23 protein-coding genes and 1 pseudogene are annotated in these 25,182 nt (G+C 45.2%); 11 read left to right on the forward strand and 13 right to left on the reverse strand.

Translation table 11 applies throughout. The annotated features are described in order from the left end of the window. Window positions 1-100: 100 nt before the first annotated feature. Window positions 101-679 carry a nucleoside triphosphate pyrophosphohydrolase family protein gene (locus tag L5L91_RS21600; RefSeq protein ID WP_263237712.1) on the forward strand — a complete coding sequence of 193 codons (579 nt, stop codon included), beginning with the start codon at window positions 101-103 and terminating at the stop codon, window positions 677-679. Between the two features lie 73 nt (window positions 680-752). Here the strand turns inward: L5L91_RS21600 and L5L91_RS21605 are convergent, their stop codons facing one another. Together L5L91_RS21605 and L5L91_RS21610 are read right to left on the reverse strand one after the other, a co-directional pair. Then, the gene (locus L5L91_RS21605) at window positions 753-971 is read right to left on the reverse strand and encodes a helix-turn-helix domain-containing protein (protein WP_063883682.1); all 219 of its coding nucleotides are present in this window, start codon (window positions 969-971) and stop codon (window positions 753-755) included. 2 nt (window positions 972-973) lie between these two features. Further along, a complete protein-coding gene (locus L5L91_RS21610) occupies window positions 974-1,492 on the reverse strand; it encodes a DUF2975 domain-containing protein (RefSeq protein WP_173247795.1) in 519 nt (172 codons plus the stop codon). Between the two features lie 158 nt (window positions 1,493-1,650). Between L5L91_RS21610 and L5L91_RS21615 the strand changes: the two genes are divergently transcribed. Next, entirely contained in the window at window positions 1,651-3,711 is a 2,061-nt protein-coding gene (locus tag L5L91_RS21615; protein WP_263237713.1) for a S9 family peptidase, read from the forward strand. 120 nt (window positions 3,712-3,831) lie between these two features. Beyond that, on the forward strand, window positions 3,832-4,119 hold the full coding sequence (locus tag L5L91_RS21620; RefSeq protein ID WP_168827746.1) for a helix-hairpin-helix domain-containing protein: 288 nt from the start codon (window positions 3,832-3,834) through the stop codon (window positions 4,117-4,119). A gap of 11 nt (window positions 4,120-4,130) precedes the next feature. Here L5L91_RS21620 and L5L91_RS21625 read toward each other — a convergent pair whose 3' ends face one another. The 4 genes from L5L91_RS21625 to L5L91_RS21640 form a co-directional block, all read right to left on the reverse strand. Beyond that, window positions 4,131-5,210 carry an AI-2E family transporter gene (locus L5L91_RS21625; RefSeq protein WP_131524227.1) on the reverse strand — a complete coding sequence of 360 codons (1,080 nt, stop codon included), beginning with the start codon at window positions 5,208-5,210 and terminating at the stop codon, window positions 4,131-4,133. 225 nt (window positions 5,211-5,435) lie between these two features. Continuing rightward, complete coding sequence (locus L5L91_RS21630; RefSeq protein ID WP_263237716.1) at window positions 5,436-6,353, reverse strand: redoxin family protein; 918 nt, start codon at window positions 6,351-6,353, stop codon at window positions 5,436-5,438. 220 nt (window positions 6,354-6,573) lie between these two features. Continuing rightward, window positions 6,574-7,623 carry an NAD(P)H-dependent flavin oxidoreductase gene (locus tag L5L91_RS21635; RefSeq protein ID WP_131524225.1) on the reverse strand — a complete coding sequence of 350 codons (1,050 nt, stop codon included), beginning with the start codon at window positions 7,621-7,623 and terminating at the stop codon, window positions 6,574-6,576. Between the two features lie 34 nt (window positions 7,624-7,657). Beyond that, window positions 7,658-8,053 carry a VOC family protein gene (locus L5L91_RS21640; protein WP_131524224.1) on the reverse strand — a complete coding sequence of 132 codons (396 nt, stop codon included), beginning with the start codon at window positions 8,051-8,053 and terminating at the stop codon, window positions 7,658-7,660. A 332-nt stretch (window positions 8,054-8,385) separates the two neighbouring features. Between L5L91_RS21640 and torT the strand changes: the two genes are divergently transcribed. Next, a complete protein-coding gene (gene torT, locus L5L91_RS21645; protein ID WP_131524223.1) occupies window positions 8,386-9,459 on the forward strand; it encodes a TMAO reductase system periplasmic protein TorT in 1,074 nt (357 codons plus the stop codon). 6 nt (window positions 9,460-9,465) lie between these two features. Here torT and ubiA read toward each other — a convergent pair whose 3' ends face one another. Together ubiA and uvrD are read right to left on the reverse strand one after the other, a co-directional pair. Then, complete coding sequence (gene ubiA, locus L5L91_RS21650) at window positions 9,466-10,326, reverse strand: 4-hydroxybenzoate octaprenyltransferase (protein WP_105250362.1); 861 nt, start codon at window positions 10,324-10,326, stop codon at window positions 9,466-9,468. Window positions 10,327-10,464: 138 nt separating this feature from the next. Continuing rightward, entirely contained in the window at window positions 10,465-12,633 is a 2,169-nt protein-coding gene (uvrD, locus tag L5L91_RS21655; protein ID WP_263237719.1) for a DNA helicase II, read from the reverse strand. Window positions 12,634-13,240: 607 nt separating this feature from the next. Between uvrD and L5L91_RS21660 the strand changes: the two genes are divergently transcribed. Next, window positions 13,241-14,311, forward strand: a complete 1,071-nt coding sequence (locus L5L91_RS21660; RefSeq protein WP_263237721.1) for a hypothetical protein — start codon at window positions 13,241-13,243, stop codon at window positions 14,309-14,311. Window positions 14,312-14,849: 538 nt separating this feature from the next. Then, window positions 14,850-16,049, forward strand: a complete 1,200-nt coding sequence (locus L5L91_RS21665; protein ID WP_263237722.1) for a class I SAM-dependent methyltransferase — start codon at window positions 14,850-14,852, stop codon at window positions 16,047-16,049. Between the two features lie 25 nt (window positions 16,050-16,074). On the opposite strand, the gene L5L91_RS21670 is transcribed toward L5L91_RS21665, so the two are convergent. The 4 genes and pseudogenes from L5L91_RS21670 to L5L91_RS22710 form a co-directional block, all read right to left on the reverse strand. Next, complete coding sequence (locus L5L91_RS21670) at window positions 16,075-16,521, reverse strand: NUDIX hydrolase (RefSeq protein WP_263171875.1); 447 nt, start codon at window positions 16,519-16,521, stop codon at window positions 16,075-16,077. Between the two features lie 51 nt (window positions 16,522-16,572). Further along, window positions 16,573-17,451 (reverse strand): neutral zinc metallopeptidase, encoded by an 879-nt coding sequence (locus L5L91_RS21675; protein ID WP_131524218.1) that lies wholly within the window; start codon window positions 17,449-17,451, stop codon window positions 16,573-16,575. Window positions 17,452-17,594: 143 nt separating this feature from the next. After that, window positions 17,595-18,020 (reverse strand): hypothetical protein, encoded by a 426-nt coding sequence (locus tag L5L91_RS21680; protein ID WP_107949438.1) that lies wholly within the window; start codon window positions 18,018-18,020, stop codon window positions 17,595-17,597. Window positions 18,021-18,031: 11 nt separating this feature from the next. After that, window positions 18,032-18,271, reverse strand: a pseudogene (locus tag L5L91_RS22710) (hypothetical protein). A 259-nt stretch (window positions 18,272-18,530) separates the two neighbouring features. Here L5L91_RS22710 and L5L91_RS21685 point away from each other — a divergent pair. From L5L91_RS21685 to L5L91_RS21705, 5 genes are all read left to right on the forward strand, one after another. Continuing rightward, window positions 18,531-20,027 carry a DUF853 domain-containing protein gene (locus L5L91_RS21685; protein WP_263237723.1) on the forward strand — a complete coding sequence of 499 codons (1,497 nt, stop codon included), beginning with the start codon at window positions 18,531-18,533 and terminating at the stop codon, window positions 20,025-20,027. 365 nt (window positions 20,028-20,392) lie between these two features. After that, complete coding sequence (locus tag L5L91_RS21690) at window positions 20,393-20,515, forward strand: hypothetical protein (protein WP_105250371.1); 123 nt, start codon at window positions 20,393-20,395, stop codon at window positions 20,513-20,515. A gap of 279 nt (window positions 20,516-20,794) precedes the next feature. Next, entirely contained in the window at window positions 20,795-21,751 is a 957-nt protein-coding gene (locus L5L91_RS21695; RefSeq protein WP_105250372.1) for a TAXI family TRAP transporter solute-binding subunit, read from the forward strand. A 108-nt stretch (window positions 21,752-21,859) separates the two neighbouring features. Next, a complete protein-coding gene (locus L5L91_RS21700; RefSeq protein ID WP_263237725.1) occupies window positions 21,860-23,893 on the forward strand; it encodes a TRAP transporter permease in 2,034 nt (677 codons plus the stop codon). A gap of 45 nt (window positions 23,894-23,938) precedes the next feature. Continuing rightward, window positions 23,939-24,343 (forward strand): DUF1850 domain-containing protein, encoded by a 405-nt coding sequence (locus L5L91_RS21705; protein WP_263237726.1) that lies wholly within the window; start codon window positions 23,939-23,941, stop codon window positions 24,341-24,343. Here L5L91_RS21705 and L5L91_RS21710 read toward each other — a convergent pair. Next, on the reverse strand, window positions 24,340-25,059 hold the full coding sequence (locus L5L91_RS21710) for a FadR/GntR family transcriptional regulator (protein WP_131524214.1): 720 nt from the start codon (window positions 25,057-25,059) through the stop codon (window positions 24,340-24,342). The two genes, L5L91_RS21705 and L5L91_RS21710, sit on opposite strands and share 4 nt — an antisense overlap. Window positions 25,060-25,182: the final 123 nt, after the last annotated feature.

Consider the following 25,182-nt stretch of genomic DNA (forward strand, 5'->3'; position numbering starts at 1 on the left):
CCTATTTGGCTGCGGGTATTTTTATCTCTGCCCCATCTTTGTATTCTGCGACGCATTTCTTTAAAATTGCCGCCAAACTCTTTATTTCAAGGCAAATCAGATGAAACTCACCCGCTTAACTCAACCTATTTATGACCACTTATATCGTGATATCAGTGAGTTTCGTAGCACCTTCGACTTGCCCGTTAATGATATTGATTCTTTAGATGATAAGGCCGATACCTTACATACTTCATTGATTATTGAAGAGTTAACTGAACTAGCCGAAGCAGATAGCCGTATAGAGCAAGCCGATGCCATAGTCGATTCTGTATACGTGTTAATGGGCCGTTTAGTGCATTTAGGCGCACAAGCCATGACCGACAGACTCGAAATCAGTTACCTGATTGACTTGTTGCTATGCGTGGCTAAAAACCGTGAAATCGACTTTATCGCCTGCTGGGATGAAGTGCATTCGAGCAATATGAGTAAAGTGTGCCGTAACGAGCAAGAACTAGCCGAGACCATTGCCTTCTATGCCAAGCAAGGTGTTGAAATTGTCGGTAGTCAGCAAGGTGATTTCATCATAGCCAAATGCGCTAAAGATGTGGAAATGGCAGGTAAAGTGGTTCGCCAAGGTAAGGTACTAAAATCGGTTTACTACCGCCCAGCGGATCTGACAACACTGGTTAAAGTCTAACCACGGCAGGCCTAGGATGGCACTTAACTAAGTGCGTCCTAGGATGTGTTGAACAAGGCTAAAACGGCAGAACTCAGTCCGATGTATCACTCTTACGATATTCTAAAATATCCCCAGGCTGGCACGACAGGTACTCACAAATACTCGCCAGTGTTTCAAAACGCACGCCTTTCACCTTGCCACGTTTTAGCAGGGATAAATTAGCTTCGGTAATGCCAACCGCTTTGGCAAGCTCCTTAGAACTCACCTTCCGTATCGCCATCATGACGTCTAAATTAACGATAATGTCCAAAATTACACAAACTCTTTGTTTTCTGCCTCAAAATCTCGGGCAGCTTTAAGCAAATAAACAATCAGCAACATCAATAAAATCGTGGTGATATTGCCAAAATCGAGCGCCAAATCGATACGGGTATCCTCAAAAAGCGACTTGTGATAGTAACCTACGCCTAAGGTTTGCAGTATCTCTATCACTAAGGCGGCAACCTTAAGCCAAACCAACCACAGATAACAATGCATACTTTCGTCGCTAAAAAACAAGCCGTCTTGATAGTAGGCTAATAATTTTTGCAGCCAATAAACACCCAGTAAAAACGTGATAAACAATGGACTTAACATTAACAGCAACAGGGTTTGACTCGCATCAGGCGATACCCATAGCGCTTGTAACAATCCATTATTCGATCCAAAACGTATCTCATCATGGACTAAGTAGCTATAACCCAGATACACCACCACAATCGTAGCGGCCAACAAAATCACCCACCGGAAAAATGCACTGATTTTTATTAACTTTTCTATGTTTTTATTCATCACTCAATCCTAAATTTAATCCAATCCCAGTGCTCTTTAACCTTGGCGAGTATACTCGTTCGGTAAAATATATTGCAAAAAAATATAATTTTATTGTTTTACGATAATTAATTTTCGTATTAACATGATGTCACTTCTAACAACTCAAGGTTACAACAATGCGATTATCCTCCTTCACAAGCCAGTTATGCAGTGCTGCTATTGCCGCTATGCTACTCGCAAGCTGTTCAACCTCAACCACTGAGCAAAAAGCCAACACGAATAGGCTTAACAGCCAGCAAGCCCAAGTGCCACTCATTCCCATCGAAGATTTTTTCAATGAGCAAAATATTCACCATTTAAAAATGTCCGCCGACGGTAAATGGTTAGCCTTCACAAAGGAATACCAAGGTGCGAGCAATATTTATGTAATGGCGGATAAAAGCGATCTTGCAAGTGCGACACTCTTAACGCAGTCCATTGAACCCATTAAAGAATTTGAATGGTCATCAAACAGTAACGAACTCTTTTTTATGAAAGATAAAGGGGGAAATGAAAACACCCAAATTTTTAAACTCAGCTTTGAAACTCCCCAAGGCAAAATAGAGCCAAAAGAGCAGCAACTGACGCACAATGACAAGGTGAAATACAGCGTCATGGAACAGCCCAAGGATAACCCTGAGCAGCTGGTTGTGATGGCGAACCACGATGAATCGAGTCGGATGGATATCTATTGGCTCAACACCCATGATGGCAAGCTAACGCCTATTTTTGAAAACAACTTAAACTTGGTGCAAATGAAGTTTAACAAACAAGGGCATCCCGTTATTGGCAGTAGCACTAATCTAGATAACAGCTATAGCCTCTACACACTCATTGATGGCACTTGGCGTAAAATAATCCACACAGCTAAGGGTGAAAGCATTGATATCTTAAAAGTAAACGATGCGAAAAAACTCGCCTATATCAGTGCCAACATCGGTGAGCGGGATAAACAACAACTGCTCAAAGTTGATCTTATGACGGGAAAATATGAAACCTTACATAAAGATCCTAAGGATAAAGCGGATGTTTATCAGGTATTGTTTAACGATGCTGGTGAACCTTTAGCCATTTCCTATTACGGCGGTCGCTTAAGAACCTATCCACTTGATACTGAGTTTGCTAAGCACTGGGATGTGATCAATAGGCATTTTAATCAAGATGTTGAAATAACCATTACCGAACGTAACGAGAAAAATAATCTCTGGCAGATCAACGTCGCGAGCGATAGGGCATCGAGCTTAGATTACCAATACAATGCCATTAATGGTGATATCCACTTACTCGCGGATATTCCTCCAAGCATACAACCAGAACTGTTATCACCCAGACAATCCCTAGTCTATACCGCAAGGGATGGTGTAAAAATTCAGGCTTATTTGACATTACCAAAGGGAAACCAGCACAATTTACCCACCATCATTCTGCCCCATGGCGGCCCTTGGGCTCGGGACTACTGGGCGCTAGACTCTGGTTACTTCCATGCGATTGCTCAGTTCTATGCCAACCGTGGTTATGCCGTATTACAGCCAAACTTTCGCGCATCGACAGGATTTGGCAAACACTTCCTCAACTTAGGCAATAACAATTGGGGCACTGGCAGTATGCAAGATGACCTGACTGATGGTGCAAATTACTTGGTCGAACAAGGGATTGCGGATAAAAATCGCTTGGGGATCTTTGGCGCATCTTACGGTGGTTATGCGGCTTTATCCGGCGCGACTTTTACCCCAGATCTTTACCAAGCAGTGATCGCCTATGTGGGGCCGTCAAGCTTAGTCACGCTAATGGCGTCGTTCCCCGATTACTGGCGCCCCTATTTAGGTCAATGGTTTGAATCAGTGGGAGACCCGTTAATTCCTGAACAAAAACAAGATATGGAGAACCGCTCCCCAATTAATTTTGTCGATAACATAAAAGCACCGCTGATGCTTATCCAAGGAGCGAATGATCCGCGAGTGACTCAAGTTGAATCAGATAATATTGCGAAAAAGATGTACCAAAAATCGTTACCCCTTGAATACTTACTCGCCAAAGATGAAGGTCATGGATTTATCAAACGTGCGAACAAGCTCGCCTCGATAATTGCGACTGAACATTTCTTTGGTAAGTACTTAGGCGGAAAAGTGGATAATAATGTCAATCCAGCTTTGCTTGAACATCTTAATAGCTTAAATGTTGATATAGAAAAACTGTAACCTTAATAAAGCGTTAGAAGTGCTACACCAATTTTGCCAAGGAAGGCGAAATATCTTAACAGGTTAACTGTGGGCCAATAGACTAATCTATCAAGTATGACTACACCCCAAGAGATAAAAATGAATCCAGCAAAAGTCGTGCGTGCCGAGGTTAAGCAATTGACTGATTTACCCAATATTGGCAAAGCCTGTGCGGCGGATTTACGTTTGCTTGGCATAGATAAGCCTGAGCAGCTGTTAGATAGAAACCCCTACGAGCTGTATCAAACGCTGTGTGACAAAACGGGCCAGAGACACGACCCCTGTATGCTCGATGTGTTTATCTCCATCACCCGTTTTATGGCAGGTGAAGATCCTAAACCTTGGTGGTTTTACACCGATGAGCGCAAAAATACCTTAGAGAAATGAAGCTTTAGCGACTATTTATCCTCCTGTTTATCCATTATCGTTTCGGGCTCTTCCCTTAACCACTCACGCCAAATGGCCACCAGCAGGGCCATCAATACTGGACCAACAAATAAACCGACAAAACCCATGGTTTTTACGCCGCCGATCAAACCGAAAAAAGTCGGTAAGAAAGGCAATTTAATCGGCCCACCGACAAGATTGGGCCGCAGGGTTTTATCAACAATAAACAACTCTATGCTGCCCCAAAGAAACAAGCCGACCCCCGCCGTCATATCGCCAGTGCCGACAAGGTAGAGTGAAATCAAGGTAAACATGGTTGGCGCGCCGCCGGGAACCAAGGCCATAAAGGCGGTTAACACCCCAAAAGCCACGGCCGAAGGTACTCCCGCAATCCAATAGGCAATCCCCAGCACTATGCCCTCACCAATTGCGATAAGCGTCATACCTATCACGGTAGAACTGACTGTTGCAGGCACCACACGGGAAAAACTATGCCAGCGAGCAGGCAACACTCGCTCACCCACGATATCCAACTGTTTAGCCACTTGCGGACCATCTTTATAGAGGAAAAACAAAGTGATCAGCATAAAAAGTAAGGTCAACAACAACCCTAAAGTATTCCAACCCAATTGCAGCACCCAACGGGAAATGCCACTCAAATTCTGGCCACTAATGGCACTGATAATTTGGCCTAATTCATGGGGTTCACCAATAAACTGCTGCCATTGCAGGGTTAACCATTCGCCCATCCAAGGCAAGTCTTTGATCCACAAGGGCACGGGCGAACCATGTTGGTTAGTAAACACCAACCAATCAACCCAAGTCCTAATCTCTTGTAACGCATAGGAAAATACAAACACCAGCGGAATAATCAGCCCGAGCACAATACAACATAGGGCAATGGTTGCCGCCAACGCCGAGCGACCACCACATTTTGCCAATAGTTTTTGATAGAGAGGCCAACTTGAAAAACACACAATCAATGCAGCTAAGGCGGGCACTAAAAAATCGATAAAAAAGAATACGCCAGCACACAAGAGCAAAACCAACAAACTACGACCAATAGCGGCATTACTGAAAATCGGCGTCATAGTGCTAAAACCCCCCACAATAAAATTCAACGATAAAATGGAAAACACTCTGCATTACACCAAACAAGGTTAACGCTTAACCAACTCGTTCTACGAATCAGTTTATTGCGCAGTGCTTCCCATGGGCAATGACTTTAACACCGAATATTGAGCTGTGTATCTATTCAATCTTTGAAGACAAAAAGCCTTTGGATATCTATCAAAGGCCTAACATTTGGAATGAGCTTATTGAGCCGAAAGCTGCTCAACTACTTTCTCTGGCTGGCTAAAATCGGTAATACGCTGAATAACTTTACCATCCTTAACCCACAGTAAAGTAGGAATATTGCGGATTTTAAAATGATTAAATAACACACCTAATTCATCGATACTAAAATCGACTTGAGTTTGATAAAGCTGCTTAAAATCTTCGAGCGCTTTATTGTCTGTCCACAAGTGATTGACCACACCGTGCCACGATTTATTAGGCACTTTTTGCGCGAGATTATTTAAACCTTTTTGAACGGCAATACACTCTTTAGACATTTCTGGGCGGCTATCAGCCAAATACCAATCACACCATGTTGCGGTGAAAAAAAGTAAATGCTCACCTTGTTCCCAAGGTTTCAGTAACTTAGCTGTTTGTTCAGCACTGGGTGCCTCCGTTGTCTGCGCAGTCAACTCTTGGCCATTCGCCAACATATCGATAAATTTATCTAAATTGGCATCAGACTCATGGCTAGTGTAAACCACATCACCAGCACGATTGATTAATACACTATAGGGTGTGCCGACCAAACCTAAAGCCACACCCAGCTCGCCTTCATTATCCAACCACACGGGCATAGTGAGCCCGAAACGTGCGATAACATCAGCAATCTTAGGCTGCTCTTCATTAATATTGATGTTCACCGCGATGATATTAATCTTGTCCTGATATTTCTTCTGCAGGACTTCAAAATGCGGCATTTGTTCCATACAAGGTTGGCACCAGGTCGCCCAAAACTTTAGGTATATCGGCTTGTCACCCGCAACACTGGCTAAAGTCACTTGCTGCTGATCTGGATAGGTTTTAAGTGCGATATCTTGATAGGCTTTATTGCCCGCAAACGTAGCAAAACTCATAACGGCAAAGCACATAACAATGATTTTACGTAACAACATATTGTTTTCCTTAAATTTATAGATCACTCGCACCCACAGCTATAGGGCCAGTGATTTGCAGCCATTTGTACAGAAAAACATAATTTAAAAGAAGCGGCAGTCTAACGACAAACCAACCTTTAAACGACGAGTATAAACTAACAAGCCGCTAATTTAGCCATATTAAATGTAAGCCTTGGTGAGCATAACAATGAGTATTAATAACCTATCCAACAATATCTTAGACCATCAAACCTAACGCCAATTGCCTCGTCAGCTCTGCGGCGGGAATAGCCTGACAACCTGTTGCATTTTGGCCGCACCAAAGTGGGCTAAAATCACCAAATCCTTGTTGTTCAGCGGCGCTTCGCAATACTGCGACGGCGCTTGAGGCGAGCGGAAAATCCGGTGCGGTATTATTGATGGGGCCAAGCTCTGCCATAAAACGATTCATAATTCCACGGGCGGGTCGACCAGTGAATAAGTTAGTCAGAGCCGTATGCTGCGCGGCCTCACTTTGCAGGGCGGCACGGTGAATATCACTGGTGGTACATTCGGGACAGAGTAAGTATGCAGTCCCCACTTGCACCGCCGAAGCGCCCATCGCCATAGCAGAGCGCACTGTCTTTGCATCGACTATGCCACCCGCTGCAATAACAGGAATATCAACGGCGGCAATGATTTGCGGCAATAGACTAAAAGTGCCTAACTGCTTGGTTAAATCATCGGATAAAAAATGCCCCCTGTGACCTCCGGCCTCTAAACCCTGCGCAATAATGGCATCCGCACCACGCGCTTCAAGCCATAGGGCTTCTTCTACAGTTGTCGCTGTCGAAATGATTTTTGAACCCCAAGACTTTATCTCCAGCAACAAATCTTCATTCGGTAAGCCAAAATGAAAACTCACCACCTCAGGTTTAAATTTAGCTAACACTGCAGCCTGGGTGCTGGTATATGGCGCGCGTTGTGCCCCCACGGTTTGGCTATCAGGATTGACACCCAACTCAGAAAAATAAGGCGCGAGTTGATTAAGCCATGCGGCTTGTTTCGCTGCTTGCGGTTCAGGTTCGTGATAACAAAAGAAGTTTACATTGATGGGCTTAGTCGTCTGGGTGCGAATATGTGTCAAGGCGGTATCTAAGGCTTCGAGGGATAACATGGCGCAGGGCAAAGATCCCAACGCCCCCACTTGCGACACAGCTATCGCTAAGGCACTGCCCTGAACACCCGCCATCGGCGCTTGAATAATTGGTAATTCGATTCCAAATAATCGGGTTAACTGGCACGGCATACATCACCTCCTTTGACTTGTTATCACTTGATGCTCAATCCTGATATGGCCCTGCGGCTAAACGCTGGGAGATCCACCACAGATTGCCCACGGGATCCCGCACTCCACCTTGGCGATCGCCATAGGGCATATTCGCCACTTCCATCACTAACTCACCCGCAGCGGCGAGTGCCTGAGCCACCGTTTTATCGGCATTTTCCACATATAAATAATAGGATGCGGGCATAGGCGTAAAAGCTTCACTCGCCTCACTCAACATAAATAAACAGTCGCCGATTTGCATCTGTGCATTAGCTATTTTGCCATCAGCCCGACGGGAAATATGTAGCGCTTTAGCATCAAAGGCTTGCTGTAAAAAAACCACTAAACTATCGGCATCAGCGATCATCATATACGGACTAACCCGTGCAAATCCTGACGGAATAAACATAACGATTCCTTGTTACCTAAGCATGAAATTGATCCTAAAAAACCACTATAAGCCAATGACTATAGACTAAGCACTATGGCAAAAACCAGCTGTGGCAATTAAGCCTTAAGCGTGAAATGTAAACTTAAGCATTCAGTGAACAAGTCAAAGCGTAAAGCCTGCTAATGTAATACGCCCCTACAATTTCAACCACTCTGCAGCCCATCATAAAAGTGCCATAACACTTCATGGCACTGGTTATTAAGAATAAATCAGCTTTATTTAGCATCGACTTAGCAACTATGGATCATTCATCTATGCTTAATCTATTGTTAACTTAACATGATGATCCTATGCACTTTACTGCATTCTTCGCTTACTCCCTCAGGATTTGCCTCACCTTAATCCTCTATATTTTCGCCTTTGCAGTGCAGGCAACTTGGTATCCCGCCGATGTGATTGCTGATGGCAAAAAAACGGCATACACACCACTTACTCAAGCCAATAAACCATGGCGGATCTGTGCCTTACTTCCCCATGGTAAAGACCAATATTGGTGGGGCGTCGCCTTTGGGTTATCGCAGGAATCCGAACGCCAAGGTGTAACTCTCGGCATTTATGATGCTGGAGGATATGACAATATTGAGCAACAAAAACAACAACTCTATGATTGCCAAGCCCTCAAAGCTCAAGCCTATATTATTGCTGCGAATACGGCTGATGGACTGATTGCGGATATCGAACAACTCTCTGCTGCGGGCATTCCTGTTATTGATTTAGTGAATGGTATCGCGACCGACAAACTCACGAGTCGCTCCTTAGTCAGCTTTGAAGATATGTCTGCGGCAGCGATTGAGTATATTGCATCGCAGCAACGAGACCCTGTCGATAAAGCGCCTGCGAAACTTAAAGTTGCTTGGTTTCCAGGGCCTAAGGACGCTTCTTGGGTTATGGCGGCGGAACAAGGATTTAGGCGGGCGGCAACCAAACAAGAGTTCGACACAATTGAAGGAGGGTTTGGCACTACGGAGTTATTTATTCAAGCTGATTTAGTGCGAAAAGTGCTTACTAAACAAAGTGTAGATTATGTGATCGCCAATGCAGTTGCCGCCACTTTCGCGGCGCGCTATTTAGACGGACGTAGGAATAAAACGGGAAAAATCATCGCATTCTACTCGAATGCACAGACCATAGAATTAGTGCAGAAAAAACAGTTACTCGCGACGGTCAGCGACTCGCCAGTATTGCAGGCTCGAATTGCCATCGATCTCGCAATACGCGCACTCGAAGGTGCGCCTTATCCCCACAGAGTGAGCCCAGTTATCAAGGTCATCTCCCAAGACAACATCCACCAGATTGATTTAGAACAAATATTAGCGCCACAGAATCAGTGGATGATCCATCAGGATCTTCCTCAGCCAAAATGATGTTCACTAAACTAAATAATCGGCGCCCAGCCCAACAAATAATGCGAGTCCTGCCCAATTGTTATTGAGAAACGCTTTAAAACAAGGGGCTCGTTCGCGATCAAAGATCAGCATTTGCTGGTAAGTACTAAAACCGACAAAAGTCAGTAAACCTAGGCCATAGAGTAAACCACGATCGGCGCTCCAACCGGCGGCGATAAAACAAGCCAGCGCAGCAAGCTGAAATAAACCTATGATTTGGCGGTCATATTTACCGAACAAAATTGCAGTAGATTTAATGCCCACCTTTAAATCATCATCCCTATCGACCATGGCATACATGGTATCGTAGGCGACAGTCCAAAACCAATTGGCCGCAAATAACCACCAAGCCTCGATGGGTACTTCACCCGTCTGCGCGGCGTAAGCCATAGGGATAGACCAACTCCACACCACGCCTAGAAACATCTGCGGCATATTGGTGATGCGTTTAGTGAAGGGATAAATGATAGTGAGGATAATACCAACAACGGATAATTTAACCACTAATCCATTGAGTAATAAGACCAAACCAAAAGCAGATAAACCTAAAATGACGAACAGTATCAAGGCTTCTTTAGTGCTGATTTCGCCACTGGCCAGCGGCCGAGATTTAGTGCGTTCCACAAAAGAGTCGAGATCGCGATCGGCATAGTCGTTAATAATGCAGCCACAGGCACGCATGATTACCACGCCAATAATAAAGATGATCAATACCTTAAGATCGGGCATACCACCCGCCGCTAACATCAGCGCCATCAAGCATGGCCACATCAGCAATAGCGTACCTATGGGACGGTCGATTCGAGTAAGACGGGAATACACATCCCACTTCTGCTTTAAATTCATTAACTAGGTACTCCCAATACCCTCAAGTTTCCACTCGGTTTCAGGATTAGCATCATATACCCATGCTTCTCCCGATGCGAATTTACGCCCTGAAAGCGTGTCATAAAAAGCTGACATTCATCGCGTTCAGGGCTGGTATTAAAGCGCCTCTAACCGAGCGTAAGCCACCACTAACCACTTGCTGCCAAAGTCAGTAAAGCTCACTTGTACTCGCCCTTGGGCACCGCTGCCCTCAAAGTTGGTCACTTTACCTTCACCAAATTTAGGGTGATTGACTCGTTGGCCGACGTTAAAGCCTGTATCGTTTGTCGCAGCCGATTTTGGGGCGCTAAAACGATTATTCGCCATCGGCGTTGAAACCTGCGCCTTAAGACGGATTTCATCCACATATTGCGGCGGGATCTCTTTGATAAAACGCGACGGCCGAGCGTAATCTTCGCGGCCATAAATGCGCCGCGATTCCGCATAGGTTATGTAGAGTTTTTCCATGGCACGGGTCATGCCCACATAGCAGAGACGGCGTTCTTCATCGAGTCTATCGCCCTCTTCGAGCGCCATTTTACTCGGGAAGATCCCTTCTTCGACACCCGCCATGAACACCATAGTGAACTCTAGCCCTTTGGCAGAATGCAGCGTCATTAGCTGCACCGCATCGGTAAAGGCATCGGCTTGGCCTTCGCCCGCTTCGAGCGCCGCGTGGGATAGGAAACCGTTAAGTTCGCCCATGTCCTCCAGCTCTTCTGGCAGCTCAAAAGTACGCGCCGCCGTGACGAGTTCTTCTAAGTTTTCGATTCTAGCGTGGGCTTTTTCGCCCTTTTCAGCTTCATACATGGCCTTAAGACCCGACGCTTGGATCACAGTATCGGCCATGCGATACAGCACCATATCTTGGGTGTCTTCACGCATCGTCATGATTAAGTCCATGAAACCACGCACAGAATTTGCTGCGCGACCCGCAAGCACTTTCTCATCGAGTAAACGCACACTCGCCTGCCACAGGGTTAACTCATGCTGGCGCGCCGTGGAGCGCAAAATATCTAAAGTGCGATCGCCAATGCCACGGGGCGGCGTATTCACCACGCGCTCAAACGCCGCATCGTCGTCTTTGTTATTGATCAGCCGCAGGTAACCCATGGCATCTTTAATTTCTTGGCGTTCGAAGAAGCGTAAACCGCCGTAGATACGATAGGCTAAACCTTTGTGTAATAAGGCTTCTTCCAATACCCGCGATTGAGCGTTAGAACGATATAAAATCGCACAATCACTGAGGTTGCCGCCCTTTTCGTGCCAATCATTAATTCGACCGACGATAAAGCGCGCCTCGTCCATTTCATTAAAGGCGCAATAGAGCGAAATCGGATCGCCATCGGCTTCATCCGTCCACAACTCTTTGCCCATACGTTCTGGGTTATTGGCGATTAAGGCGTTGGACGCTTTAAGAATATTGCCCTTAGAGCGATAGTTTTGTTCGAGGCGAATCGTGGTCGCCGTCGGAAAATCTTTTAAGAATCTATGTAGGTTTTCAACCTGAGCACCACGCCAACCGTAAATCGATTGGTCGTCATCACCGACTATCATCACATTGGCAGTTTGACCAGCAAGCACACGGATCCACGCATATTGGATCGCGTTGGTATCTTGGAACTCGTCCACCAAAATATGCTTAAATCTGTCTTGATAATGGGCCAACAAGTGCGGTTTATTGAGCCATAACTCATGGGCACGTAATAGGATTTCGGCAAAATCGACTAAACCCGCGCGGTCACAGGACTCTTGGTAAACCTGATAGATTTTTAACAGATTTTGCTCAAGCGGAAAACCGCCCGCATCGATATGTTTAGGACGTAATCCTTGGTCTTTTTTACCATTGATATAACCCTGAGCTTGGCGTGGAGGATATTGTTTCTCATCCAAATTCAGGCTGTTAAGAATACGTTTGATCAAACGTACTTGATCGTCTGAATCGAGGATTTGGAAGCTTTGCGGTAAACCCGCATCTTGGAAGTGAGTGCGTAACAAGCGATGCGCCAAGCCGTGGAAAGTCCCAATCCACATGCGGCCCATATTGGTGCCAGCGACTTTTTCAACTCGCTCGCGCATCTCAGCCGCAGCTTTATTGGTAAACGTCACCGCAAGAATCGAGTAAGGACTCTGCTGTTCAACCTGCATCAGCCACGCAATGCGGTGGGTCAACACCCGAGTTTTACCACTGCCCGCGCCCGCCAACACTAACATGCTAGATTGCGGTGCCGCGACAGCCTCGCGCTGCTTATCATTCAGGCCGTCTAGTAAAGAAGATACGTCCATTCTCGCCTCCAAAAAATCGAGGAGGCATTATAACAGAAGAAAACCCGCCTGCGCGCTTGATCCACAATACAAGAGCCACTAGACGAATGATATGTTGCCGCATCTTGCTTTGCACTGGTGTTGTAATGACGACATTGATTAAGCACTGTCATTCCCGTAATGCTTGTGGGCGGGAATCCAGCGTTTCGGTAACAGATCTTTGTTTTTAGGGTAGGAATTGAACAAATACAAGGCTGTATTAATTGCTCATAGAGAGGGTGTTCATCATTCTGTTTCAACGATTACGCACTGTCATTCCAGTGACACGCCATTAACTCATCCATGAGGGCTCGACGACGGCATCCATGCCGTCAACGGTCACTTCCATGACAGTGCTTAATCCTATTAACCTTTGCGTATCTCTGCTAGCCAGCAAAGGATGATAAAGCTAAAACGATATCAAGTAATTACCCATCAAACTGTATAAAAAACCGCTACCGCAAAATAGCAGATTCCTATAGCATCATTTATACCAATTGACATGGATGTGGCAGCGACCAAGTCCATAAGCGATTTATGCCCTCGCATAAATACTAAGACGCTACATACAGCATAAATAAGGAGCCACATGGCAGAACTCTTTCATACGAATCAGAGTAAAACGATTCTCGCTAAATTTAAACATAAAATTGATGGTTTGGTTCCTGCCGACGATTTTGAACAACAACGAAACAGCCTAATTCGCCTAGTCATTAGTTCGATGGAAAATAAACCCGAACAATGGGATGATTTTTGCCAAATTAATATTCAATGGATTGGCGATCAATTTATTAATCGATTAGCTGATGAAGAAAAAGAACTATCCAAGGAAAGGCTGGATAATATTTGTTCAATGTGTTTTCGATTTTTGTTCGAGCTGTATCTTTCTATAAAGAACGATTTGGCAATTGAATTTGAAACAGCAAGACGATTTGTCTTTAATAACGTCGATTCATTTGAGAACACCGCTAAAGAACAAATCGAATATGCCATTAGAGATATGCCAATCAACATTTTCAAAGCTATAGCTAATAGTGACGCTATAGATAGCTTGAAAAATTTCAATGCAATTTCTACTAAAGCAGAAAAACAAAAAGACGAGTGGAATTTAGACTTAGCAGCCAGAGAAGCCAGAGTTGACTCACTTAATAAATCCTTATCAAAATATGAAAATGCTTTCAACTTTGTTGGTCTACATCAAGGATTTGATGAACTTTCGGTTGAAAAGAAACAAGAGCGGGATGGATTGCTACTTTGGCTTCGGGTCTTATCAGTTTTAATAGTATCCCCAATAATTGCAGAATTAATCTTTGTTTATTTGCACCTAGATAACATTGCCGCTGTTAAGGATGGGATTTTGGCTTCAATTTTTCCGACGGTATCCTTGGTAGCAATTTCCATTTACTACTTTCGAGTTCTTTTGTTTAATTACAAGTCAGTAAAATCACAGCTTTTACAGATAGATCTTAGGAAAACACTTTGCCGATTTATTCAAAACTACTCGGAGTATTCGAGCGATATTAAGAAAAAGGATGCAGGCTCATTAGAAAAGTTCGAGAGCATTATATTCTCTGGAATAGTCACTGATGATGGCAGCCTACCATCAACATTTGACGGCATGGAGAAAATAGGAAAATTAATAAAAGCAGCAAAGTCATGAAAAATAATAAATCGAGCCACGCAAGCTAAAATAACATAATGCTCTCTGGATTTGAGTTAACGCGATTTAGGCTGGAGGCCATTTTTTAGAGAGCCATTGTTACAATGAGCAACAATAAATATCCGCTTAGAGCAAATAAACCCTTTTGATTTAATAAAAAATGCGTGAGTCTCGGCATGTAAAGCTAGGACTTCGGAGCGATAGCAAATTTGGCAATGAGCACAAGGGGCTTTCAACTCCGTTGGGTGCGTCATGGAGCATCCAAGAAGGATAGGACGAGCAGTCCTCCTTGGTCGACTTTTGATTAAAACATCAGGGGGTGAAGCCCCACGACGTTGACTTTGATTAAATAATTCAAACAAGAGTTGGGACAACATCCCGCTTGCCAAAAACCTACACGAGATTACGAATTTCAACAGATAGATCAGCAGCGGAGCTCTGCCCCAAACCCCTTCTCGATGAGAATAACTTTAGGTAGCGGCGGATCGCGGTTAGAATACTCACCCTGTTTTTCTTGGTTACTTTTTCGGAAACAATCATGTCCCATTCAGCGCTTAATTCTTTTGATGATTTTTACCAGCTTTTGGCTGACAGCTTGGCGAAGAATGGTCTGATCAAACTATTGTTGAGTAAGTACCGAGGGGCAGATAAAAGCCTGCAGCGCATTACGATTCGGCCGATTAGTTTGCAAAATGAGCCTATGCTGTCGTTTGTGTATCAGCATCACACGAATCACATCACTAAAAATCTGAGTTATGACGAAGGCTTAGCCAGCATAAAACAGCTACTCGGTAGCGATTTTAAGAGCGCCCACTTAGCCACGGCGCAGGCAGAGGTTCAGCTTGAGATCAGCAAAAAAGGCAAAGTCCAAATCAGTACACATAATGTTAAACAAACCGTAGCTGCGCCGTTAGAACATGACCGTGAGAAAAAGCGTTTTGTGGATATCGAACGGCCTTTCCTGACCAAGCTAGGGGTGACGGACAGCCAACATAATCTTATCCCTGCGATGTCGCGTAAATGGAAGCAAATCAATAAATTTATTGAGGTTTTCAGCCAAGCACTCGAAGCCTCACCCCACAAGAATGACCAACCGATCAATGTGGTCGATTTTGGTTCAGGTAAAGGTTATCTCACCTTTGCAATCCATGATTACCTGCGCCACAGCCTTCACAACGATGCGCAAGTGACTGGGGTGGAATTACGCCAAGCCTTGGCCGATTTATGTAATGAAACGGCGGCAACGCTGGATCATCAAGGATTGTCGTTTGTCTGCGGCGATGTGAGAACCCACGCACCTAAACAAACCGATGTGATGATCGCGCTGCACGCCTGCGATATTGCCACTGACTATGCGATTCATTATGGTATTCGCGCCAATGCCGACATCATCATGTGTTCGCCTTGCTGCCATAAACAAATTCGCCCGCAGATGCACAGCCCAGAGTTGTTCAAACCTATGCTGCAATATGGGGTGCACATGGGCCAACAGGCTGAAATGGTAACGGATTCATTACGTGCGCTATTTTTGGAAGCCAATGGTTATGCGACTAAGGTGTTTGAGTTTATCAGCCTAGAACATACCAATAAAAATAAGATGATTTTGGCCGTTAAAAAGCCACAACACAATCAGAAAGACAGCGCCGCAATCCTCGCGCAAATAGCTGACATTAAAGCCTATTACGGTATCAAGGAACACTGCTTAGAAACCTTACTCGCGCAAACCCAAGCCGATTAACGGCCGGCGGTTTGCCAGTAAAGCATTAAAACTTTGCGCTCATGACAACCCCATTGAAATTGAGGCAATCTTTAATTCTTTGCTGCTGAACTGCGCTAAGGGTGTCGATATCGTGGAAGGCAAACTCTGAATGTTCGTGGCTTAAGTGGATTGGCAGAGACTCGTCTTCTGCCACATTTTTTGCCACATCAGGCCCATCAGGCAATAGCAGTTCACAACGAAAAATAAAGGCTTGGGATTGATAGGCGCTGTGATAATACACGCCGCTCAAATAGTTAACCTGCACACTTAAGCCTAATTCCTCTTGGCATTCGCGCACTAAGGCCTCGTGAATCGTTTCACCGGGCTCAAGTGCGCCACCGGGCAAACCCCAAGCAAAATTACCATAATTGGCCTTAAGCAACAGCACTTGTCCCTGCGCATTAGTGATAACCGCGTGGCTGCTCAATCTAAAGGTATCGTTAAAGGCCACTCAGTTATCCTTGCATTTCTGTTCGGTACGTATTTGAGATATCAGACTAAATCACTTAGCCGCAAAGGTATTACAGCTGGCGAGATTACCCGAATCAAACCCTGTCTTAAACCATTTCACCCGCTGCGCCGAACTGCCGTGGGTAAAAGCATCGGGCTGTACGGCGCGACCCGCCATCTTTTGCAGACGATCGTCACCCACTGCACTGGCGGCGGCAATGCCTTCCGCTAAATCGCCCGCTTCAAGTAAGTTAAGTTGTTGATTGACATAATGCCCCCAAATCCCTGCGTAGCAATCAGCCTGCAATTCAAGTGCGACACTCAATTGATTCGCCTGCACTTTACTGCCAGATTGCTGGGCTTGGCGCACCTTAGTGCTCGTGCCCAGCAGGTTTTGCACATGGTGACCCACCTCGTGGGCAATCACATAGGCAAAGGCAAAATCACCGGGCGCGCCTAAGGTTTTAAGCTCATCAAGAAAGCTAAGATCGATATATACTTTGCTATCGGCAGGGCAATAGAAAGGCCCAGACTGCGCCTGTCCCATACCGCAGCCAGTGGAGGTCATATTGCGATAAAGCACTAACTTAGGCTCTCGATATTGCCCTTTGAGCAACTGGCCCCAAACGGTTTCTGTGGTGCCTAAAATGGCCGCCACAAACTGGGCATTTTCATCCTGTACCGCTGTTGTTGAGCTAGATTGGGATTGGCTAAGATGAGCTTGAGTATTTGGGTCGAGTGACAGACCACCAGTAAAATACTGAAAAGCAATATAAATGCCGCCGATGAGCAACACCACACGACCAAGTTTAGTTCTCAGCAAAAAGGGCAAGAACCTGAGTAACAAGGCACTCGGCACACCCGCAGATGCCATTTGCTGGCCGCGTCTGTCTTCGATATTGGAGCTTCTGTCAGTGTCACGCCAGCGCATCGCATTCCTTCACTCAGTAGTTAAAAACTCTCGTTAAACCGTTCGTTAAATCGCTATTTGAGCCGCTTAGATGCACAGCTCTGATTTCGTATTTGCACTCTAGCGACTAGTGGTTAAAAGCCTAGTGATTAAGAGTCTAGTGGTTATTTCGCTTGTGTATCGCTTGTTGGCGCGTCTTTCAGTGAGCGTAAAAACAACCCTAAACCACCAAAGGCCAAAACGAGGATCACGATAAGTTCAAAGGCCGACATAGATTTAAAGTGGAATTGAATCGAGCTGATAACCCCCACAACCAAGGCCGTAAGCGAACCTAGACTCAACAGCCAAGCTAACTTACTCTTAGCGTCAAAAAACACCATCACAATGCCGATAATAAACGGCAGCATCACCATGCCTGTGGTAATCGACATGCCTTGCCCAAAGGCATTCACTCGATATAAGCCATAGCCCAGTCCAAAACTAGAGCTCACCTGTATTGCATTGAACAATAAATAAAATCCGCCACACATCATGGCAAGACCCATAAAAAATTGTCCCGTCCCGCCCTGTGTTCCGCCCGCACCTTTCATAGATATCCTTTCTACATTAACGATTTTTGAGTGGCTTGTTCTTTGGCCATTTTCAGCCGTTGCTTTTCTTCGACTGCTTTTAGTTTTTCATACAAATAAAGGTTTTTATCCACCTCAGCAACACAGCGCTGTTTATCTCGCATAGGCTCATAGGGATCGACATCAGTTCAGGCAGAACACGCTAATTCTGCGCAAGCAGATGTCAGCACAGTAAAGAACAAGAGCTGCATAATCAAAGGGAATTTCACCATCAAGCACACCTCAGTGAATGACCCAAATAACACACCTCATTCATAGGTAACGCCCATATTGCCAATCACACATTTTTGCTAAGTGATATCAAGCTTATTCAGACCCCATGTTGACATAAATTACGCTAAGGCCAACACTCAATGATGAATTTTTATACGCATGAACGACGACACTAAAGTGGATTAGATACACAGTGGCTTAAATAAGGATGCTGCAACGATTCCAATATAAGCCCTACCGTTAACATAAGGAATGCCTTTGAATACGCTATTAATAGGAAAAGGTGAACAACAGGTTCACTTAAATCTTAAGTATGCCAATCGCCATGGGTTAATTGCCGGTGCCACAGGGACAGGCAAAACCGTGTCGCTGATGAGTATTGCCGAAGGTTTTTCACGCCAAGGCGTGCCGGTTTTTATCACAGACGTTAAAGGCGATATCTCGGGTCTAGCGATGGCGGGTACCCCAAGTGAAAAGCTGTTACAAAGGGCAACTCAAATTGGCATTGAGGATTATCACAACGAAGCCAATCCTGTAGTGTTATGGGATTTAGCGGGCGTTCAAGGCCACCCGCTGCGTACCACCATCAGCGAAATGGGCCCGACCTTACTCGGCCGAATTTTAGAATTGAATGACACCCAGAACGGTATTTTAGACATAGTCTTTCAACTGGCGGACGACCAAGGGTTATTACTGCTCGACTTAGATGATCTGCGGGCCATGCTGGCCTTAGTTGCCGAGGAACGCAAAGAAATCTCCGCCAAATATGGTTTAATCAGCGCCCAATCCCTCGCAGCGATTCAACGCTCGGTACTAGGATTAGAGCGCGATGGCGGCAAAGACTTTTTTGGTGAACCCGCGTTACAGCTTGAAGATTTAATGCGCACTAATTTGCAAGGACGCGGCATTATCAATTTATTAGCAGCAAACAAACTGATTTTAACACCCCGTTTATATTCAAGTTTTTTACTCTGGCTACTCTCAGAATTATTTGAGAATCTGCCCGAAGTCGGCGATCCCGAAAAACCTAAGTTAGTGTTTTTTATCGATGAGGCGCATTTACTCTTTGAGGGTTGCCCACCGAGTCTATTAAAACGCGTCGAACAGATCATGCGCCTAATTCGCTCAAAAGGCGTAGGCGTTTATTTTTGCTCGCAATTTCCTGATGATGTCCCAAGCGAAATTCTCGGACAATTAGGTAATCGTATTCAACATGCCCTGCGAGCTTACACGCCAAGGGATCAAAAGGCCGTTAAAACCGCCGCCGAAACCTTTGTGCCTAACCCCAAACTGGTTGTTAGCGACGTCATATCCCAGCTCGCTGTAGGTGAAGCCTTAGTGTCTATGTTAGCCGACAAAGGCGTGCCAACTATGGTCGAGCGCGCGCTCATCGCACCGCCACGTTGCCGCATGGGACCCGCCACAAGTGAGGAGTTACAACAAGTCCGTGTCCAGAGCCCGATTGGAGGTAAATACGATCAGTTAATCAACCGCGAATCGGCCTACGAACGCCTTAACCAAAGACGAGTTGGTAACGCCACCAGCGACACCACAACCACAGCAAGTGATGCTCAAACGAGCCAAAAAGCCGAAGAACAAAGTTGGTTCAGTGAACTCATTTTTGGCAATAAGCGCCGCCAAGGGTTAGCTGAAACCTTGTCAAAACAAGCGGCACGCACGGTTGGAAGCCAATTAGGTAAACAAATTTTGCGCGGTATATTAGGTGGCATGTTAGGTAAATCGAGCCGACGTTAGGCATATGGTACTTAGTTAAGCCTCCAATTAGGGCCCACTAAAACCACAAACAATGACGAAAATAGAGTTACTGTGTCCTTGTTCGCATATTTCTTATACAGGTTAACGCTAGCATTAGCATTAATTATTCTAAGTGATAGATGGATCATGGTACGGAATTCGGTGATAAGATTATTTTGCTGTAATCGCTCATTGAGGCAAATAAATTCATAGATAATTATCAATGATTTTAGATGTTTGTAATTTAAAATGTTGTAATTCGAGATAAAAATTTCGCTTCAATCAGGACGTCATGGAATAGGTTCAATTAAGTACGGCTTACATGATTAGCCTGATGAATAACCAAAGAGTACATGGAGTTTTATATGAGTAAAGAGCAAAAAAACCGTAAAGAATCGAAGAAACAACCGCTGATGTCTCCTAAAGAGAAAAGAGCAGCAAAACATGCGAAAAACGCAACTAAAGGTTTCTTAGATAACACTAAATAGTGTCTTGTTATTAGGAGGTTTGTCCTCTAATAACACAAATAGGGTTAACTTAGGTTAGCCCTTTTTATTGCCCGCTTCATTGAACCAACCAAGTTTTACCTCACAATACAACCTTGCTCAAAACAGTCTCAGATCTCAGTTTTGTGATACAAAAGTAGCCGCTATCGACTATAGCCTAATTGACCTTTTCCAGGTTTTATGTAGTTATATTGAGCTGATTACGGTATTTACCGCTCGAAAGACCCTACATAACACTATAAAAAATAAGGATATTTCATAATGAAAATCAAAAAACGTTTTGTCGCCGTCGGCGCAGCAGTGACCCTCACACTCAGTGCTGCTGCTATGGCTGCTGCCCCCGCCTTTATCAACATTCTCACAGGCGGCACCAGTGGTGTGTATTACCCTATTGGCGTTGCACTGTCGCAACTCTACGGCACAGGAATCGAAGGTTCAAAAACCTCAGTTCAAGCAACTAAAGCCTCAGTAGAAAATCTCAATTTATTGCAAGCGGGTCGTGGTGAATTAGCGTTCGCTTTAGGTGATTCAGTCGCAGCAGCATATCAAGGTGATATTGATGCAGGCTTTAAAACGCCGCTGGATAAAATCCGAGTACTTGCCTCGGCTTATCCTAACTACATTCAAATCGTCGCCAATAAAGAGTCTGGCATTAAAACCTTGGCCGATTTAAAGGGAAAACGCATCTCAGTGGGTGCCCCTAAATCAGGGACAGAACTCAATGCCAGATCGATTTTCAAGGCTGCGGGACTAAGTTACGAAGACATGGGGAAAGTCGAGTTTTTACCCTATGCCGAATCCGTTGAGCTAATCAAAAATCGTCAATTAGACGCCACGTTACAATCTTCCGGTCTCGGCATGGCTGCTATCCGTGACTTAGCTGCGACTATGGCAATCAACTTTGTTGAAATTCCAGAAGATGTGATCGCTAAGATTAACAATCCCGCCTATCAACATGGCGTGATCCCAGCATCGACCTATGAAGGCCAAACTACCGACGTTTCTACCGTCGCCATTCAAAATTTACTGGTGACTCAAAGCGGTGTATCGGATGATTTAGCCTATCAGATGACAAAACTCATGTTCGAGCACTTAGACCGACTCGGTAACGCGCACTCCGCCGCGAAGACCATCAGCGTAGATAAAGCGACGAAAAATCTGCCAATACCACTGCACCCAGGTGCAGAACGTTATTACAAAGAAGTTGGTGCACTCTAAGTTTTACTGATATCTGTGCATCCTATTCCAAACTAAGCAATTGAGATGCCGTCGAATAACGGCATCTCGTTTATATCATCTCTGTAGTCTAATGCTGTGAGGCATAATATGAGTGATCCCCAACAAGGTCTCAGCGCAAATACTGGCGATTGGCCCAAGGCTCTATTTTATACAGCCTTAATTTTTTCTATTTTTCAAATCATCACTGCCGCTTTTCATCCCGTCTCGACTCAAGTACTGCGTGCCACCCATGTGGGCTTTTTACTGTTAGTGGTTTTTTTAAGTTATCCCGCTAAAGGAAAATCTCAGCCTTGGCAGCCACTCGCTTGGCTACTCGGTCTAGCTGGTATGGCCACAGCGGCTTATCAGTGGTATTTCGAAGCCGACTTAATTCAACGTTCAGGCGATCTGACCGATGCGGATATAGTGATAGGTATCACTTTGATCGTATTAGTGTTTGAAGCAGCGCGCCGAGTCATGGGCTGGGCACTACCTATCATCTGTAGCATCTTTTTGATGTATGGCTTATTTGGCCAATATTTACCCGGTGACTTAATGCACCGCGGCTATGGATTCGATCAGATCATCAATCAATTAGCCTTCGGTACCGAAGGGCTATACGGCACACCAACCTATGTGTCGGCGACGTATATATTCCTGTTTATTCTCTTCGGCTCCTTTTTAGAACAAGCCGGAATGATCCGTTTATTTACCGACTTTGCCATGGGATTATTTGGCCACAAGCTCGGCGGTCCTGCAAAAGTTGCGGTAGTGTCATCGGCATTGATGGGGACGATTACAGGATCAGGTGTTGCCAACGTGGTCACAACGGGCCAATTTACCATTCCACTCATGAAACGATTCGGTTATCGCCCAGCCTTCGCCGGCGGGGTAGAGGCAACATCGAGTATGGGCAGCCAAATCATGCCGCCGATCATGGGCGCAGTGGCCTTTATCATGGCCGAAACCATTAACGTCCCCTTTATCGAGATAGCCAAAGCGGCATTGATCCCTGCGCTACTTTATTTCTGCTCCGTATTTTGGATGGTGCATTTAGAAGCCAAACGCGCCAATCTCTGTGGTCTGCCTAAAGATCAGTGCCCTAATCCATGGGCGGCAATTAAAGAGCGTTGGTATCTCCTTATCCCTTTGTTTATTTTAGTCTACTTGCTGTTTTCGGGTAGAACGCCGCTGTTCTCAGGCATGGTAGGACTCGCCCTCACATCGATAGTAATTTTAGGCTCAGCCATAGTACTGCGGCTTTCCTCAATGGTAATGCGCATTGCCTTTTGGATTGCCCTTGGCATCCTATGCGCTGGCTTCTTCCAACTCGGGATCGGCGTCGTATTTGGGGTTATCGCCTTATTAGTCGCCATTTGTTGGTTTATTAAAGGTGGCAGAGATACTCTCACCATCTGCTTGCATGCACTGGTAGAAGGCGCCCGTCATGCCGTGCCTGTGGGTATCGCCTGTGCTTTAGTCGGTGTGATTATCGGCATAGTGTCACTGACAGGAATTGCCTCGACCTTCGCGAGCTATATTCTTGCCGTTGGCCAAGATAACTTGTTCTTATCACTCGTGTTAACTATGGTCACTTGCCTAGTACTCGGCATGGGGATCCCCACGATCCCTAACTACATAATTACTAGCTCGATTGCCGCTCCCGCATTACTCGACCTCGGTGTGCCACTGATTGTGTCGCATATGTTTGTATTTTATTTCGGCATCATGGCCGATCTCACGCCTCCCGTTGCCTTGGCCTGTTTTGCCGCAGCACCAATCGCTAAGGAATCTGGTCTTAAGATCAGCCTTTGGGCAATCCGTATCGCCATTGCAGGTTTTGTGATCCCCTTTATGGCGGTTTACGATCCCGCTTTGATGCTTCAAGGTGATAGCTGGTTAGCCACTGGGTTTGTCCTGCTAAAAGCGACTGTGGGTATTGGTATTTGGGGCGTCATCTTTACCGGATATCTATTACAAAAACTCTACTGGTGGGAACGCGTTATCGGCTTCCTTGCGGGTGCGAGCTTAATTCTTGCTACGCCGTTGAGTGATGAAATTGGCTTTGGGCTCGCGCTGCTATTTATCGTGCAACACAGCTGGCGAGCACGCAAACTCAAACGTCTCGCAGAGCAAGGATAAGCTCTTGAGATTATTGGTAGTTAATCAGTCTTTGAAGGTAAACAGATGCTAGGCCTGTGTTTAGGCATAGCGGGCACACTGTGGGCCCAAGTGCCCACAGACAACTTCACCTTGGCATGGAACCATAGCATAGAAAAAATTCGCTGGGAGGAAGACTATAACATCACCCCACAAGGATTAGTGTTGATCGAAGCAAGAGTGAAAGGTACGGGTGCAGGAATGGAAATCCCAGATGATGCCTATCTTAAAAATGGCAGCTGGCATTATCAGCCCAAGCTGCCCATTTTGCCTGTGTTGCGCTTAGGTCGTACGCCCGAAGCAGGGGATTTTGAACTTTGCTTCACTCAAATCTCAGGAAAAGTGCAATGCCAAGCCATGAGTCATTGGATTGGCGTCCCCAACAAACAAACAGCCGCGGTTGAACTTTGGGGTTGCGGCTCTTTGCCTTAAGCGCGTTTATCCATATATTTACGCTCAATTTCTATTAGGCGCTGATTAAAATCCTCAAGGTGTGCAAACATTTCGGCCTCAGCTTTCGCCCCATCTTTTGCGATAACCGCTTCGACAATGACATCATGCAAGCCTAAAGGATGAATTTCATCAGTCGGTGGCTGAAACTTAGTCGTTTGATTACTTAATAAAACCAACAAGGATTTTACGATCGCTTCTAAAAAGCGATTTCCAGACATTTCAGCGAGCAAATAATGTACTTGAGATCGCAATATGACAGTTTCGGGATAAGCCAATGAGTCACTTTCATGACTATTCGCCTCTTGTAAAGCTTTAGCTTGCTCTGGAGTGCAATTTTTAGCAGCCATTCTAGCCACTTGCGGTTCAATCAGCATGCGTGCTTGACACAGTTCAGGAAGGGAAAGTTTCCCCATTAGAAATAAATCTTGGCAAGCATCACTTAAACGTTCAAAGGTTAAGTGCTTAACAAATGCGCCACCTGTTGCACCTTGGCGAATCTCCACTAATCCACCCGCTTCGAGGCTTTTGATCGCCTCTCTCACCACAGTGCGACTAACTTGAAATAATTCTATTAATTCGCGCTCAGAGGGTAATTTATCGCCAGCCTTATATTCGCCATCTAAAATAGCATTTTTCAGTTGCTGCCCGACTTCACTCGATGCTCTTATCTGCTTAATTGGCTTGAAGATATGCACTTGATTATCCCAAATATGCTTAGTGTCGCCATACTAGCATAAAACCGCATTAACGCAGAAAAAGTACTCTCATCTTTCCTACATTAGTGATTAAAAAACATTCACATTTGTTGATCCAAGTAA

The organism is Shewanella sp. SM55, assembly GCF_025654025.1.
Classification (GTDB): Bacteria; Pseudomonadota; Gammaproteobacteria; order Enterobacterales; family Shewanellaceae; genus Shewanella; species Shewanella oncorhynchi.